The sequence below is a fragment of the Agrobacterium sp. 5Ca50 genome, from assembly GCF_055381905.1.
On the sequence record NZ_AP026438.1, the window covers coordinates 3,229,182 to 3,244,508 of the forward strand.

Annotated in this window: 17 protein-coding genes; 9 read left to right on the top strand and 8 right to left on the bottom strand. The window is 53.4% G+C overall.

Annotation, left to right across the window (positions count from 1 at the left end; genetic code table 11):
• Nucleotides 1-243: 243 nt before the first annotated feature.
• The 3 genes from ACZ5FM_RS15570 (at nt 244) to ACZ5FM_RS15580 (ending at nt 2,467) form a co-directional block, all read left to right on the top strand.
• Nucleotides 244-675 carry a hypothetical protein gene (locus tag ACZ5FM_RS15570; protein WP_464039176.1) on the top strand — a complete coding sequence of 144 codons (432 nt, stop codon included), beginning with the start codon at nt 244-246 and terminating at the stop codon, nt 673-675.
• 100 nt (nt 676-775) lie between these two features.
• Complete coding sequence (locus ACZ5FM_RS15575) at nt 776-1,228, top strand: MarR family winged helix-turn-helix transcriptional regulator (RefSeq protein WP_192490430.1); 453 nt, start codon at nt 776-778, stop codon at nt 1,226-1,228.
• Between the two features lie 60 nt (nt 1,229-1,288).
• Nucleotides 1,289-2,467, top strand: a complete 1,179-nt coding sequence (locus ACZ5FM_RS15580; protein WP_464040481.1) for a multidrug effflux MFS transporter — start codon at nt 1,289-1,291, stop codon at nt 2,465-2,467.
• Between the two features lie 49 nt (nt 2,468-2,516).
• On the opposite strand, the gene ACZ5FM_RS15585 is transcribed toward ACZ5FM_RS15580, so the two are convergent.
• Entirely contained in the window at nt 2,517-3,740 is a 1,224-nt protein-coding gene (locus ACZ5FM_RS15585; protein WP_192490431.1) for an argininosuccinate synthase, read from the bottom strand.
• A 208-nt stretch (nt 3,741-3,948) separates the two neighbouring features.
• On the opposite strand from ACZ5FM_RS15585, the gene ACZ5FM_RS15590 reads away from it, so the two are divergent.
• The 6 genes from ACZ5FM_RS15590 (at nt 3,949) to ACZ5FM_RS15615 (ending at nt 9,079) form a co-directional block, all read left to right on the top strand.
• Nucleotides 3,949-4,809 (top strand): SDR family NAD(P)-dependent oxidoreductase, encoded by an 861-nt coding sequence (locus ACZ5FM_RS15590; RefSeq protein ID WP_192490432.1) that lies wholly within the window; start codon nt 3,949-3,951, stop codon nt 4,807-4,809.
• 397 nt (nt 4,810-5,206) lie between these two features.
• Nucleotides 5,207-6,283, top strand: coding sequence for a LacI family DNA-binding transcriptional regulator (locus ACZ5FM_RS15595; protein WP_250984269.1), 1,077 nt, complete (start codon nt 5,207-5,209; stop codon nt 6,281-6,283).
• Between the two features lie 71 nt (nt 6,284-6,354).
• Entirely contained in the window at nt 6,355-7,002 is a 648-nt protein-coding gene (locus tag ACZ5FM_RS15600; RefSeq protein WP_250984268.1) for a LysE family translocator, read from the top strand.
• 123 nt (nt 7,003-7,125) lie between these two features.
• Nucleotides 7,126-7,665: a sigma-70 family RNA polymerase sigma factor gene (locus ACZ5FM_RS15605; protein ID WP_250984267.1), complete on the top strand. Its 540-nt coding sequence runs from the start codon at nt 7,126-7,128 to the stop codon at nt 7,663-7,665.
• Nucleotides 7,617-8,384 (top strand): anti-sigma factor, encoded by a 768-nt coding sequence (locus ACZ5FM_RS15610; protein WP_464039177.1) that lies wholly within the window; start codon nt 7,617-7,619, stop codon nt 8,382-8,384. The genes ACZ5FM_RS15605 and ACZ5FM_RS15610 overlap by 49 nt, the downstream gene beginning before the upstream one ends.
• A 137-nt stretch (nt 8,385-8,521) precedes the next feature.
• Nucleotides 8,522-9,079: a fasciclin domain-containing protein gene (locus ACZ5FM_RS15615; RefSeq protein ID WP_464039178.1), complete on the top strand. Its 558-nt coding sequence runs from the start codon at nt 8,522-8,524 to the stop codon at nt 9,077-9,079.
• 142 nt (nt 9,080-9,221) lie between these two features.
• On the opposite strand, the gene ACZ5FM_RS15620 is transcribed toward ACZ5FM_RS15615, so the two are convergent.
• The 7 genes from ACZ5FM_RS15620 to ACZ5FM_RS15650 all read right to left on the bottom strand — a co-directional run bounded on the left by ACZ5FM_RS15620 (nt 9,222) and on the right by ACZ5FM_RS15650 (nt 15,300).
• A complete protein-coding gene (locus ACZ5FM_RS15620) occupies nt 9,222-10,016 on the bottom strand; it encodes an ABC transporter ATP-binding protein (RefSeq protein WP_250984264.1) in 795 nt (264 codons plus the stop codon).
• Nucleotides 10,013-10,894, bottom strand: a complete 882-nt coding sequence (locus tag ACZ5FM_RS15625; RefSeq protein WP_192490439.1) for an ABC transporter permease — start codon at nt 10,892-10,894, stop codon at nt 10,013-10,015. The genes ACZ5FM_RS15620 and ACZ5FM_RS15625 overlap by 4 nt, the downstream gene beginning before the upstream one ends.
• A 224-nt stretch (nt 10,895-11,118) precedes the next feature.
• Nucleotides 11,119-12,072: an ABC transporter substrate-binding protein gene (locus tag ACZ5FM_RS15630; RefSeq protein WP_464039179.1), complete on the bottom strand. Its 954-nt coding sequence runs from the start codon at nt 12,070-12,072 to the stop codon at nt 11,119-11,121.
• Between the two features lie 172 nt (nt 12,073-12,244).
• A complete protein-coding gene (gene rlmN / locus ACZ5FM_RS15635; protein ID WP_464040482.1) occupies nt 12,245-13,471 on the bottom strand; it encodes a dual-specificity RNA methyltransferase RlmN in 1,227 nt (408 codons plus the stop codon).
• A gap of 210 nt (nt 13,472-13,681) precedes the next feature.
• A complete protein-coding gene (locus ACZ5FM_RS15640; protein WP_192490442.1) occupies nt 13,682-14,185 on the bottom strand; it encodes an invasion associated locus B family protein in 504 nt (167 codons plus the stop codon).
• Nucleotides 14,186-14,562: 377 nt separating this feature from the next.
• On the bottom strand, nt 14,563-14,940 hold the full coding sequence (locus tag ACZ5FM_RS15645; protein ID WP_259149526.1) for a YkvA family protein: 378 nt from the start codon (nt 14,938-14,940) through the stop codon (nt 14,563-14,565).
• A gap of 51 nt (nt 14,941-14,991) precedes the next feature.
• On the bottom strand, nt 14,992-15,300 hold the full coding sequence (locus ACZ5FM_RS15650) for a 4a-hydroxytetrahydrobiopterin dehydratase (protein ID WP_250984261.1): 309 nt from the start codon (nt 15,298-15,300) through the stop codon (nt 14,992-14,994).
• Nucleotides 15,301-15,327: the final 27 nt, after the last annotated feature.

Consider the following 15,327-nt stretch of genomic DNA (forward strand, 5'->3'; position numbering starts at 1 on the left):
GCTTCGCAGGTTTAAAATGAGGTTTTTGCGCCCACCATCAAGGCGGAAATGTTACCCGATTTGGCATCAGAAAGGGGGATAAGGGTAGAGAAGAAGTCAGGGATTGCAGGCGTTTTGAAACCTCACGACAATATCCGGTGCATAAAGCCGACACGCTGCCCTTTGAGGCGTGCAGAATATTGACCGACACCCTGAACGTGTGATGTATTTTTCCAATAATATCCCATGATGGAGATATAAATTATGGAGATTTATTCTTTACGGACATCCGCGAATTTCATTTTTAACAATAGCGCCAAGAAAAATCCGACGCCAGAAATTGAAATTCCTCGTATCGAAGAACAATCAAACAGCGAAACCTTTGCGGCCCCGCAAGAGCAAAATGAGCGTGGTAATTTCTCCAGCATGAGCCCGCGCGAATTACGCGACATGGCAACTGAATATTATCAGGCCGGGCAAATACAGCAGACGATATATAGCGAGCTATCGTCTGAACTTCCCACCCATGCCTTGAATGCAATGGGCGAAGTAGTCGATCTTACCCACATCACCGACGATACCTATTTCGATTTTGGCTCCTATTTCCGGGACCAACTGACCATTGCCCAATCCATCGGTGATCCCGCCAAGGCGGAAGTTCTAGAAGATGTCGTGTCGTTTATCGATAGCATTTGAAGCCAAAGCGCATTGATTTGTGGCCTTGCGGCACGATACTTCGCAAGTTGATTTGATTTCCACGGTAAAACTAGTAAGTCTGCCTTATGGAAGGCGGCTCATGACACAGCATCAGGAAACACAATCGATTGCATTTCTGGTCATTTCCGGTGCGCGCCTGTTCAACAGCGCATTTGAAAAACGTGTCTCCATTGCCGGGTTGGAATTGACGCCGGGTGAAGCTCGAACCTTGCTGACAATCGCTGCTATCAATGGCAGCAGGCAAACTGAAATTGCCGCCCGTATCGGCGTGGAGCCAATGACCCTCTGCGCCTATCTTGACCGGCTGGAGGGCTTGAGCCTTGTCGAGCGCCAACAGGATCAGAAGGATCGCCGCTCCAAGCGCGTGTTTCTCGCTCCGGCCTCGACCGTTATGCTCAAGGAAATTCGCATTGAGATCGATGCTCTGATCACGCAGGCGACCAAAGGTCTCACCAAGACAGAGGTTGATACCATGCATCGGTCACTCACCCTCCTGAACAGCAATCTGCAAAACCTGCAGGATCAGCCTTAAGCGGCGATAATCGGAATATCAGAACGAATGCCGCCTCCTCTGCCCGCTCCTACTCCGATCATGACCACACGGCGCACCGCCATTCTTGGTGCCCTGCTAATGGCGATCGGGCCAATTTCCATGGCGATCTACACGCCGGCCATGCCGGAACTGGTCAAAGCATTCGGCACAACGGAAGCGGCAATCAAGATCAGCCTTGCCCTGTATTTTGCAGGTTTCGCGCTGGCGCAGCTTGTATCCGGCCCGGCATCGGATGCTTTTGGCCGCAAAGTGGCCAGCCTTGTTTTTCTGTCGATCTATCTGGTGGGCGGGCTGATTGCGGTGTTTGCTCCATCGGTCGAGTTTCTTCTGGCCGCCCGACTTATCCAGGGTATCGGCGTATCCGTTGGCATGACGGTGGCGCGCGCCATTGTCCGCGACCAGTTCATCGGATCTGAAGCATCCAGCATCCTCAACCTGATCGGCGTCATGCTGGCAATCGGCCCTGCTATTGGCCCGACAATGGGCGGACTGTCGCTTGCCGCCTTTGGTTGGCATTCTGTTTTTTGGCTGATGGTCGGTTTTGGCGTCATCTCGGTTGTCGCAGTCGTATTTTTCCTGCGTGAGACAACCGTGCCGGACAGAAAGCTGATCAGACCGGGAAACCTCGTCAGGGCCTATGCCGAATTGCTGAGAAACAAACGTTTCCTCTTTGCCGCCCTCATTATGGCCGGTTCGGTTGGCGCCCTTTATGCCCAGGCCACCATGCTGTCCTTTATCCTCATCAATGAGGTCGGCCTGACGCCAACGGGATTTGGGCTGAGCATGCTGATGCAATCAGGCGCTTATTTCTCCGGTTCTGTCGCGCTGCGGTTTCTGGTCAAAATCTTAGGTGACCGCCACTCCGCAATTCTCGGACTATGCTGTTCGGGCATCGGCGGAACATTGATGATCCTGTCGGTTTTCCTTCTGGAGCCATCGTTCATTACCATTATGGGGCCGGTGGCTGTTGCCACCTTCGGCATCGCATTGATCACGCCTTACATTGTAACGGCCGCGATGGCGCCCTTTCCGCATATTGCTGGCTCGGCATCGGCAATGATGGGTTTTATCCAGATGAGTTCCGGTTTTATCGCCGGTGTTATGGCCTCCCTTATTGGCTCTCCACTACTCGCCTTCGGCACCGTTATTCCTTTTATGGAATTTATGGCCATCGCTGGCTACATCGGTTTTGCCAGCTTCACCCGCAAAACGGCATGAAAAAACCGCGGCGTCGCCACCGCGGTTCTTTAAATCACAGCTCTGTCGATTACTTGCCCTGATTACGCTTTGCGAGGGTGCGCAGACGAAGTGCGTTGAGCTTGATGAAGCCAGCTGCATCCTTCTGGTCGTAGGCACCCTGGTCGTCTTCAAACGTCACCAGCTTGTCGGAGTAGAGCGACTTGTCGCTTTCGCGGCCAGTCACCATCACATTGCCCTTGTAGAGTTTCAACGTGACTTCGCCTTCAACATGCTCCTGGCTCTTGTCGATCAGTGCCTGCAGCATTTCGCGCTCTGGCGAGAACCAGAAGCCGTAATAGATCAACTCGGCGTAACGTGGCATCAGCTCATCCTTGAGATGGGCTGCACCACGGTCAAGCGTGATGGATTCGATGGCGCGGTGAGCAGCCAACAGGATTGTACCGCCAGGTGTTTCGTAAACGCCACGCGACTTCATGCCAACAAAACGGTTCTCAACGAGGTCGAGACGACCGATGCCATTATCACGACCGTAATTGTTCAGCGCAGCAAGCAAGGTTGCCGGCGACATTTCAACACCGTTGATCGAGCAGGCATCGCCCTTACGGAATCCGATCTTGATGGTTGTGGCCTGATCCGGTGCAGCTTCCGGAGAGATCGTGCGCATGTGCACATATTCCGGAGCCTCGACAGCCGGGTCTTCCAGAACCTTGCCCTCGGAAGAGGAATGCAGCAGGTTGGCGTCGACGGAGAATGGCGCCTCGCCCTTCTTGTCCTTGGCAACCGGGATCTGGTTTTCTTCGGCGAACTTCAGCAGATCAGTACGGCTCTTGAAGGCCCAGTCGCGCCATGGAGCAATGATCTTGATATCAGGGTTCAGCGCATAGGCCGAAAGTTCGAAGCGAACCTGGTCGTTGCCCTTGCCGGTTGCGCCGTGGGCAATCGCGTCTGCGCCGGTCTTCTTGGCAATATCGATGAGGTGCTTGGAAATCAGCGGACGCGCAATGGACGTGCCCAACAGATAGACGCCTTCATAAACAGCGTTGGCGCGGAACATTGGGAATACGAAATCACGCACGAATTCTTCGCGGACGTCCTCAACGAAGATTTCCTTGATGCCCAGCATCTCGGCCTTCTTGCGTGCTGGTTCCAGCTCTTCGCCCTGACCAAGGTCAGCTGTGAAGGTTACGACTTCCGCACCGAGTTCGGTCTGGAGCCATTTCAGGATGATCGAGGTATCGAGACCGCCAGAATAGGCGAGAACGACTTTCTTAACGTCTTTCGGAAGTGCCATGAGTGATGTCCATCTGCGTACCGGCGAGCGATGAGTTCGCCATTTCCTTGGGAATGCGGCACTTTTAGCGAGTTTATTGGCGCACGCAAGGAAAACCGGTGAAAGGCAGTGTCAGAGCAAGTGAAATTCCATCGGGAACAAAATCCGTCCTCGTGAATTAAGCCATCCGGGCATCTTCGCTCTGAAGGGAAGGTTTGAGGAGAGACCGATGAGCAATCCGCATCCAGCATTCGCGCAAGGCAATGTCGCGGTCATCACAGGGGCCGCTTCGGGGATAGGGCTGGCGGCAGCAAAAAAATTCGCAAGTCTCGGTATGAGTGTCGTGCTGGCGGATCTGGAGGGCGACAACTTGGCCAATGCTTACGCCGATGTGTTGGCAGAGGCCGAGGAAGGCGAAGCGCAGGTCGTGTCGATTGCGTCTGATGTTTCAAAACCCGATGACCTCGGCGCACTGGAACGCGCCGTCATCCAGCGTTTCGGTCGGGTGCATGTGTTGATGAACAATGCCGGAATTCAGCCGGGCAGCTCGATCTTTGGCCCGCAGACCAATTGGGAAAATGTGTTTGGCGTCAACCTGCTCGGCGTCATCAATGGCAGCCGAGTGTTTGGACCAGGCATGATTGGCCATGGCGAGCCGGGCCTGATCATCAATACCGGCTCCAAACAAGGCATCACCACCCCTCCGGGCGATCCGGCCTATAATGTTTCAAAAGCCGGTGTCAAAGCCTTTACTGAGGCACTGCAGCATGAACTGCGCAACGTTGCCGATTGCGCGATCACCGCCCATATGCTGATCCCCGGTTTTGTCTTTACCAACCTCACGGCCAATGGTCGCACGGAAAAACCTGAGGGGGCATGGACACCGGAACAAACCATTGAGTTCATGCTGGAAAGCATTGGTCACGGTGATTTCTATATACTGTGCCCGGACGGCGAAGTGGACAGAAAGACAGACGAAAAGCGTATTCTCTGGGCCGCAGGCGATATCGTTGAAAACAGGCCACCTCTGTCACGTTGGCATGGAGATTACACCGGCGCTTTTGATTCCTTTCTCAAGGCGCAGCAGTAGATAGCTGGCGTCGCGATATCCGCGTTCACCGATACCGTTCATCGATCGGCAAACAGAAAGACCAGGCTTTCGACAGCATGGTCTTTTTTTTCCTCTGCCGTTCCGGTCCAAAATTGTTGCTCGCGTTGTGACCGCCATGATCACCGCATTGGTTGTGCGCCGGTTTTAGATCACACGCATTAATTTTCTCGTCGCAATAAGACAGGCTGCCCCACCTTTCGCGGAACATATCCTCGTACAAGGGATGCATTTCGTCACCTCAAAATTGAATCGATTCAATAACAATATGGAAATCAAATTGAACCGATTCAATATTACGCAAAAATTCGCTCTGTCAAACGTTTCTTGAACCGATACAAAAAGCTGCTACTTTTTATGAAGAAAAAAAGGAGTGGTTTTGACAAAAGGCCCGATAAGACTGGCAGATATCGCCAAGGCGGCAGGGGTTTCCCAAGGTACGGCATCGAATGTTTTCAGCCGGCCGGAAATCGTCCGTGAAGAAGTCCGCGAACGTGTGCTCGGTATCGCGCGGGATCTTGGCTATAAAGGACCTGACGTGAAGGGCCGACTGCTGCGTGCCGGCAAGTTCAACGCCATCGGCGTCGCATCATTGGAGCCGCTCTCCTATTTCTTTGATGACCCATGGGCACGCGCCATGATGAAGGCTGTCAGTGATGTTTGCGATGAAACCGGCACTGGCATTGCACTGGTTTCTGCCCGCAATCAGCAAAAACTGGCCTGGAATATCAACAGCGCTCTGGTTGATGGTTTTATTCTTCTCTGCGTCAAAGAAGGCGCAAGGCTGGTTGATCTCAGCCGGCAGCGGCAAGTTCCCTGCGTCGCGCTGGCGCTGGAAAACGCCGAAGACGGCTTTCCGATCATCGAAATTGATAATCGCAAGGGTGCAGAAACCGCTGCCCGACACCTGGCAGAACTTGGCCACAAGAACTTTGCCGTCCTGGCGATCACCCACCGCTCGGCAGTTCCGGGAACGGTGAAACCAGAGGCGGTAACCTCTGCAATGTCATCCAGCGCGAGACTGCGCATCGAAGGTTATTTCGATGCCCTACGGGACTTCGACATCAATCCGCAAGACGTTGCGATCCACGCCACGCTCAACGACAAAAAGAGCGTCGTTAACGCATTGGAAGCGCTGTTTTCGGCACCTGAACCACCAACAGCACTGCTTGCCATGTCGGATCGTATCGCGCTTTACGCCATACAGTGGCTAACTGAACGTGGCATATCTGTTCCCAACGATGTCTCGGTCATCGGTTTTGACGGTGTTCCAGAGGCCGCCTTGAGCACACCAGCCCTGACAACAATGCAGCAGCCATTTGAAGACATCGCAGCCAAGGCAGTAAGTGCCATCCTGAATGACGAGGAACTGGCAAGCAGTCAAATTTTGGATGTGAAGCTGGTTTTGCGGAACAGCACGGCACCACCACGATCATTTTCCGCAAGCCTAATATAAGCAACGATTGGCAGAATTAGAAAATACCGCTACAGCTTGGCCAAAGGACACATTAACCGGGTACCATTCTCATGGATTTCGTGCCAAGCCTGCCAACTCTCATTGCATTCACCATCGCTATTCTGCTTTTGGCTGTCACGCCCGGTCCTGACATGACGCTGTGGATCAGCCGCTCCCTGCGTGAGGGGCGTGCTGCTGGCTTCATGACCCTGGTCGGTACCAATCTTGGCATTACCGTTCACACCATGCTGGTGGCATTTGGTGTTGCCGCCCTCATCGTTGCCTCACCGACCGCCTTTTTGATCTTGAAGACAGGTGGCGCTGCCTACCTCGTCTGGCTGGCCATTCAGGCCATTCGCAAAGGTTCCGATTTCGTGATGGCGAAACCGGCAGAAGAAAAGACACAAGGATCGTGGGTTTCCGCGCTTGTGAACGGACTGTGGGTCAATCTTCTGAACCCGAAGGTCATTATCTTCTTCATGACGTTCCTGCCGCAGTTCGTCAGCGCATCGGATCCGCACGTCACCGGCAAGCTGATCTTCCTGGGCATTTGGTCAATTATCGTCGCGCTGCCAATCGGTATCGGCATTGTCATTGCCGCGGATGCCCTGTCTTCATGGCTGCAGCGTAATCGCAAGGTTCTGCGCGGGCTAGATTATACGATCGCGGGGGTCTTCTCGCTATTTGCAGTGAAGATTTTCCTCACCCAGACCAAATAAAAAGCAAACCGCGCAGGCCTTCGGCAAGAGAGTTTGTTGCGACTTGCCACGAGCTATACGTTCAAAAGTCGACTCTTAGAGAACGCAAGAACGTTTTGTTCTTTGTGACATCGGGATGGAGAAATGCCAAACGAAGACCTTGCCCGCTTGATAAGCAATATTGCGCTATCCGATCGCAAGGCCTTTGTTGTGCTTTACAACCAGACAAGCTCGAAACTTTTCTCCATTTGCCTGCGTATATTAAAAAATCGGACAGATGCCGACGAGGCGCTGCAGGAAGTTTACGTCAAGATCTGGCAGCGTTCTCATTTGTTTTCGGCCATATCCGGTACTCCGGAAAGCTGGCTGGCAACAATTGCGCGCAATCAGTCAATAGATATGATTCGTATGCGTAAACCGATAGCCAGCGAGTTGGATGAGGTTTTTGATCTGAGTGACCAAGCCCCAAACCCGGAGCAGGCGACATTGCAAAGGGATACAGGTCGCACAATAGATTTGTGTCTCGATGAGCTGGAAGAAACCCGTGCGGAGGCCGTAAAACGCGCTTATCTGGACGGAATGACCTATCAGGAACTTGCAGATCGGTACGCTGTACCATTGAATACAATGCGGACATGGTTGAGACGCAGTCTCATCAAACTCAAAGAGTGCATGGAGAGATGACAGGCCCGAAGCAAACTAAAGGGAGCAATCCCCGAGATGACATCATCGCCGCAGAGTATGTTCTGGGCGTTTTGTCGTTTGCTGACCGGAAAACCGTTGAACAACGTCTTCTCAACGACACGACCTTTGCCGACCTTGTTAAAAACTGGGAAGAGCAATTTTCTAGCCTCAATAATGCCTATGAACCAATAGCACCAGATGCGGCGACGCTTGCCAGGGTCGAAGACCGCTTATTTGGCCTCTCTCAACACCAAATCGAGTCCCCGTTCCGAATTTGGAGTTCACTCGGTTTCTGGCGAAGTATGACAGCGCTGACTTCCGCTGCTGCGGCCTTCGCCACGGTCATGATGGTTATGTCACCATCATCCCAGCCATCGACACGTATGTCATACATGGCCGAACTATCATCTCCCGACACACCAATGGCCGTCATGGTGGCTTATGACGCGGAGACGGGGAAAATGGTTCTGACGCCAATGGCGGCGGGGGATAAGGAGCAAAAATCTCTCGAACTTTGGCTGGTAAATGCTGACGGAAGCCCTCGGTCGCTTGGCGTGATTGACCCGCATACCGATGCGGAAATGATCGTGCCGGTCGACATGCGTGATGCGCTACATGATGGAATGACCCTGGCTGTCAGTCTCGAGCCATACGGCGGGTCCCCAACTGGCAAACCAACAGGCCCTGTTCTCGCAAGTGGAACAACGCGCCAATTGTAGGTTTGCTTTTCCTTCATTTAAAAAAAATGTCACCGTCCTGAAACTTCGTGTGAACATCACCCGTATCTCTTCATGTCCCGGATATGCCGCTTGCAACAACGCTGGTGGCGATTGGCGGAACCAGAGGAGAATACGCCATGATAAAATCCACCCTACGCATGTTTGCGCTTGCCGCAGCAGTTTCAACGGTTGCATTCGCAGCCCAGGCCAAAAACCCGATGGTTGGCGGCGCCGCGATGTATGAGAACAAAAACATCGTCGAAAACGCCATGAACTCCAAAGACCACACCACGCTGGTTGCCGCTGTCAAAGCTGCTGGCCTTGTCGAAACGCTGCAGGGAAAGGGGCCATTCACAGTTTTTGCCCCAACCAATGAAGCTTTCGCCGCCTTGCCAAAAGGCACCGTGGATACCCTGCTGAAGCCTGAAAACAAGGCTCAGCTTACCAAGATCCTCACCTGCCATGTCGTTGCTGCAGATGCCATGTCGACCGCGATTGAAAAGATGATCAAGGACGATGGCGGCACCCATGACGTCAAAACCGTTGGCGGCTGCATCCTGAAAGCCAAAGAAAGCATGGGCAAGATCACACTAACCGATGAAGCCGGCAATGAAGCCCACGTCACCATTGCCGACGTCAAACAATCGAATGGCGTCATTCACGTCATCGACAAGGTCTTGCTGCCGAAAATGTAATTGGTATCGTCGCAAGAACCGGAGCGCTTTCACTTGGGTTTCGGATGAATAAAAAAATCTCGACTGAGATTTCGAGGCGCCTTATATCGGCGCCTCTCTTTTTGCCCGGTGCTGGGCAACAATGGTCTAACGGCAGAAAAGATCAGCCGATCAGCAACTCGTCATCATCAAGCGCCTGACCGCGTATCTTGCGGAACATCTCGATAAGGTCTTCGACCTGCAGGCCCTTGCGGCTTTCACCGGACACATCGAGAACGATCTCACCACCATGCAGCATGATCGTGCGGTCACCATAATCCAGCGCCTGTCGCATGGAGTGCGTCACCATCAATGTGGTCAACTTGCGCTCCTCAACCACCTTACGGGTCAATTCCATGACGAATTCCGCCATGCCGGGATCAAGTGCCGCCGTGTGTTCGTCGAGCAGCAACACATCGGAATCGGCAAGCGTTGCCATGACCAGCGATACAGCCTGACGCTGACCGCCCGACAACAGATCCATGCGGTCTTTCAGGCGGTTCTCAAGCCCGAGATTAAGCGAGGCGATGCGTTCGCGGAAGAAGTCACGACGACCACCACCCAAGGCAGGCAGAAGACCACGGAACTTGCCGCGTGATGCAGCAAGTGCCAGGTTTTCTTCGATGCTGAGCGCACCGCAGCTGCCAGCCAGTGGATCCTGAAACACGCGGGCGACCTTGCCAGCACGGTTAGCCGTTGGTTTGCGTGTTACATCACTGCCGCCAATGGTGACCTTGCCAGCGGTTGGCAGAACATCACCCGCCAGAACGCCGAGCAGCGTCGACTTGCCGGCGCCGTTGGAGCCGATAACGGTAACAAAAGACCCGTCTTCAATTTTAAGATCGACCTTCGACAGCGCCTGCTTTTGCAGCGGCGTGCCTCGACCGAAGATAACCTGAATACCATCGAGCGCGATCATGACGATGCTCCTCCGCGACGCAATCTGGGAAGGATGAGAGCAATCGCCACCAGAACAGCTGTAACGAAGTTAAGGTCGGATGCCTTCAATCCCAGACTGTCACTGGACAGCGCCAGCTGGATGGCAAGGCGATAGGCAATCGAACCGAACACGCAGCCGATCAGAGCAATCAGAATACCGCGAGCCCCAAACAGCGTTTCACCGATGATAACGGCAGCAAGACCAACAACGATGGTACCGACACCGGAGGTCACATCGGCAAAACCGTTCGTTTGTGCAAACAATGCCCCACCAAGCGCCACAAGTGCGTTGGAAATTGCCATACCGAGATAAATCTGGTTGCCGGTCTTCACGCCCTGCGCACGCGCCATACGGGCGTTGGCACCGGTCGCGCGCATGGCAAGGCCCGCATCGCTCTCAAGGAAACGCCAAACCACGATCACAGCGATTAGCACCAAGGCTCCAACGAACAACGGACGCACCAGATATTCAGACAGACCAAGACCATAAAATGGTTCGATCATCGTTTCCTGATTGAGCAGCGCCACATTCGGTTTGCCCATGACACGCAGGTTGACAGAAAACAGCGCTATCATCGTCAGAATTGAAGCGAGTAGATTGAGGATCTTGAAGCGGACATTCAGCGTCGCGGTCACAACACCGGCAACGGCACCGGCCGCCATTGCACAGGCAGAAGCGAGCCAAGGATTCAGACCCGCGATGATCAGAACCGCAGCAACGGCTGCACCAAGTGGAAAAGAACCGTCTACGGTCAGATCCGGGAAATCCAACACACGGAATGCGAGGTAAACGCCAATAGCAACAAAGGCGAAAACCAGCCCCATTTCTACAGCACCCCAGAAGGCGATTTGACTCACAAGAAAAATCCTTGGTTTATCGCCCAATGCTCACACTGGGCGCATTTACTGCAGTTCCTAAACTGCCATGAAAGCTGCTCGCTGACCCCGTCGTCGCAATCCTGCCTGGAGGATTAGATCACATCTACCTTTGACGATGCCCGGGACAGGCCCGGGCATGACGAAGATCGTGCGGCAGTTTTCTCAAGACATAACGAGGCTGCCCGAAGGCAGCCCTTCCCTGCTTATTCGATAACCTTGGTGGCGCGCTTCACAACGCTTTCCGGGAACGTCACACCAACCTTTTCCGCAACGGTCTTGTTGATAACGAGATCGGTACCAACAGCAACAGTTGCAGCGATATCACCGGGCTTTTCACCTTTGAGGATACGCACAACAACAGCACCGGTTTGTTTGCCAACGTCGAAATAGTTGAAGCCGAGTGCCGCAACTGCACCACGTGCAACGGAATCTGTATCAGCAGCAAACAGTGGAATTTTCGCTTCAGCGGCAACACCAGCAGCAGCTTCGAAGGCCGATACAATTGTGTTGTCGGTAGGAACGTAGATCACGTCAGCCTTGCCAACCAGCGCGCGGGCAGCGCCCTGCACTTCAGCAGACTTGGTTGCGACGGATTCAACGACCTTTAAACCAGCCTTTTCAGCTTTAGCCTTAAGGAGCTCCAGCGTGGAAACCGAGTTGGCTTCTGCGGAGTTGTAGATGTAGCCGACAGTCTTGGCCTCAGGAGAGATTTCTTTGATCAGCGCCAGATGTTCGTTGACCGGAAGCGCATCGGAAAGGCCTGTGACGTTACGACCTGGCTTTTCCATTTCCTTGATTAGCTGCGCGCCAACCGGATCGGAAACGGCAGTGAAAACAACTGGAATATCGCGGGTGGCGGCAACAACAGCCTGTGCAGATGGTGTGGAGATCGGAACGATGACGTTTGGCGCGTCGCCTACGAACTGGCGGGCGATCTGTGCGGCAGTTGCCGGATTACCCTGCGCGGACTCATAGACAAATTTGAGGTTTTCGCCCTCCTTGTAACCAGCCTCGGCCAGAGCTTCCTTGACGCCATCTCGGGCTGCATCGAGAGCAGGATGCTCAACAATTGCAGTAACGGCGACGGTAACGGTTTCAGCCTTGGCAGGCAGGACAAGTGCGGTTGCTGCCGCAAGTGCCAGAATGAGTGAACGCATGGATGATCCTCCGAGTTTTTTGTTTCGGATATCTTCTTAGGAAAGCGGTGATTTGAAATCAATCAGAGAACGGCCAGAAAAGGCTTATTCCTATAGCTATATTGACTTCACGACGGCCGCACTGAGGGTCAGGCACGCCGACTCAAGAAATAAGAGACAGCGTACTAGACGATCAATCATCTGCACCGTGGTTGGCAATCATCATTGCCTCAAACGCCAGACGCTCGGTCTTGCGCATGCGCTCAGACTCCGACTTCAGCTGGCCACAGGCCGCGAGAATATCACGACCGCGTGGTGTACGGATCGGCGATGCATAACCTGCCTGATTGATGAAATCGGCAAATTTCTCGATCTGCGCCCAATCCGAACACTGGTAGTTGGTGCCCGGCCACGGGTTGAACGGAATGAGGTTGATCTTGGCTGGAACGCCCTTGAGAAGCTGCACCAACATCTTGGCATCTTCCAAACTGTCGTTGACGTCCTTCAGCATTACATATTCAAAAGTGATGCGGCGCGCATTGGACAGACCGGGATATTTGCGACAGGCCTCGATCAGTTCTTTTAGCGGATACTTCTTGTTGATCGGCACCAGCATGTCGCGCAGTTCGTCGCGTACCGCATGAAGCGAGATCGCCAACATCACGCCAATTTCATCACCAGTGCGGAAAATCTCCGGCACAACGCCTGAAGTCGACAACGTAACACGACGCTTGGAAAGCGACAGGCCGTCTCCATCGGTCGCGATCAGCAGTGCTGTCTTCACATGTTCGAAATTATACAGCGGCTCGCCCATGCCCATCATCACGATGTTGGACACCTTGCGACCTTCGCTTGGCACATAGGCACCAACCGGCGTCGAGCCATCTGGGAAGTCACCAAGCCGGTCACGCGCCAATAACAATTGCGAGAGAATTTCTTCCGCCGTCAGGTTACGAACCAGACGCTGCGTCCCGGTGTGACAGAACGAACAAGTCAGCGAGCAGCCAACCTGGCTGGAAATGCACAGCGTGCCACGTCCCTCTTCGGGAATATAAACGGTTTCGATCTCGACCGGACGGCCTGCACCGCGTGGTGGAAAACGCATCAGCCACTTGCGCGTGCCATCATTGGAAATCTGCTCTTCAACGATCTCTGGGCGGGCGATGGTGAATTTAGCCTTCAGCGTCTCACGCAGATCCTTGGCAACATTGGTCATGTTGTCAAAATCAGAGACACCGCGCACATAAAGCCAGTTCCACAACTGGCTGACGCGCATCTTGACCTGCTTTTGCGGCACGCCGGCATCGACCAGCGCTTCGGCCATGTCTTCACGGGTAAGCCCAATCAGGCTGGGCTTGCCAGACATCAGATCGTTATTGGCAACAATCGGCTTCTTAATAGCCAGGCCAGCGGTTTCCATTACGGACATCGCAATATCCCATCATCGAATACAGCATCGAAAGCGGCCGCTTCAAAAGGCCGGAACATCGTCTGCATGTCATGAAAATCAGCGGCAGGCAGCAAAAATGCGCCCGCTTGCGGTTTGTTGCCGCGCCTTTAGCATTATTCCAGCCTCAACGCAAATGGCCGGTCAATGACCGGCCATTCAAAAACATACACTGCAAAAGACTTACTTGCAGGTTTCGATCTGCTTAAGGGCAGCAGAAATGCCCGATAGTGAGTAGGAGTAGGACGTTGCAGTTCCGCGGCCAGATGTAGCCTTCACGGTCATGCTCTTGCCACCCTTCATCGCGGCAACCAGTGCTGGCTCTTCGGCTGCATTTTCAACCCAAGCAGCCTTGTCCTTTGTGAACATGACGAAGTTCTTGTTGTCGATCGTTACATTGACCTTAGAACCTTCGCGCAACGCATAACCAACCATGGCCTGCGGCTCATAGGAGATGTTCTGGCCCGGACGCTGCGATACGATGAAGAAGATATCACCGTGGTCTACATTTGCTGGCTCTTTGGTTGTCGGAATGGACAACACATAACACACGGTACTGTTACCGGATTTGTACGAATAAGCACCCCATGCGTTGAACTGCTGGATGCGCGTGGGCGACTGTGCATAGGCCAGGCTCGCGCCTGTCATCAGGATTGCCACTGCGGTTGCTACACTTCTTACAAACATTGATTTCCTGCCGGGTTTACTGTCACCAAATGCCCGGAACGGCTCTGCCGGGCGCATGAAGTTATTCTCATTTTTAGTTTGGCTTAACATGGGTTACCAAACCGTCAACAAGAACGATAAAATAACGAAAATGTATCACCCTGTTACAATTCCGCGACGTTGAGGCACCTGCTTCTTCGCAGTGATGCAACACGTTTTTACGCGCCGTATTAACGCATGTCTCTGTCCCAAAACCGGTTCCCACTTTTGGGAGACATGCGTGAGCCATAAGGGGAAATTTGGTGTCGGATGCTGTCTCTGCCTACAGCATTGACACAAAGTTTAAGGCGAGAATTTGTTCTTTTCCCGCGCAGCAAGGCAGTGAGCAAGTTAAGTTCTCATTCTTCTTCCTGACGCTCCAGCATGGCATCGGCAGCATCATAATGTTCCATTTTGATATTGGCGCGGATCATCGCCAGCGCCGCTGTCAAAACAGCAATATCGTCAGTAAATCCAATCACCGCAAACATGTCCGGTATCACGTCGATCGGCATGATGAAATATCCGAGCGCTGCAAGGAGAATACCCTTGGCACGCATCGGCGTCGTCGGGTCCATCGCACAGTAATAAGCGGCCGCGGCATCACGGGCAAAAGGCACGCGTTTCATGGCACGACGCATCTTCGGCCAGAACTTCGACCGAACCTCTTTCTCGCGTTTCTCCTGGGTATCAGGATCGCCCGGCAACAAGATTTCACCGATCTTGATATCGTCCATTGTCTCAGCAACCTCCGTCTACCAGCCAATATGGTGGTTTTTCAGCGCTGTTCAATTGCCTCGTCCCGCTGCTGCCTTATTGATGCAGGCAGCAAGCTGGAAATCCCTTTCGCTGACACCCTGTGAATCATGGGTCGTCAACACCACCTCCACCCGGGAATAGACATTGCGCAATTCGGGGTGATGGTTGAGCTTTTCAGCCGACAGGGCGATCTGCGCCATAAAGCCAAATGCTTCCGAGAAGTTCGCGAACTTGAATGTTCTTGTTATTGCCAGACCATCTGGACGCATCACCCAGCCACCGCCCAGTTTTTTTAGTTCCTGCTCAATTGCAGCCGTCTCCAGCCTGTCGTAGTTCATTGCGTAGACCTCCCAAATTGAAGTTGC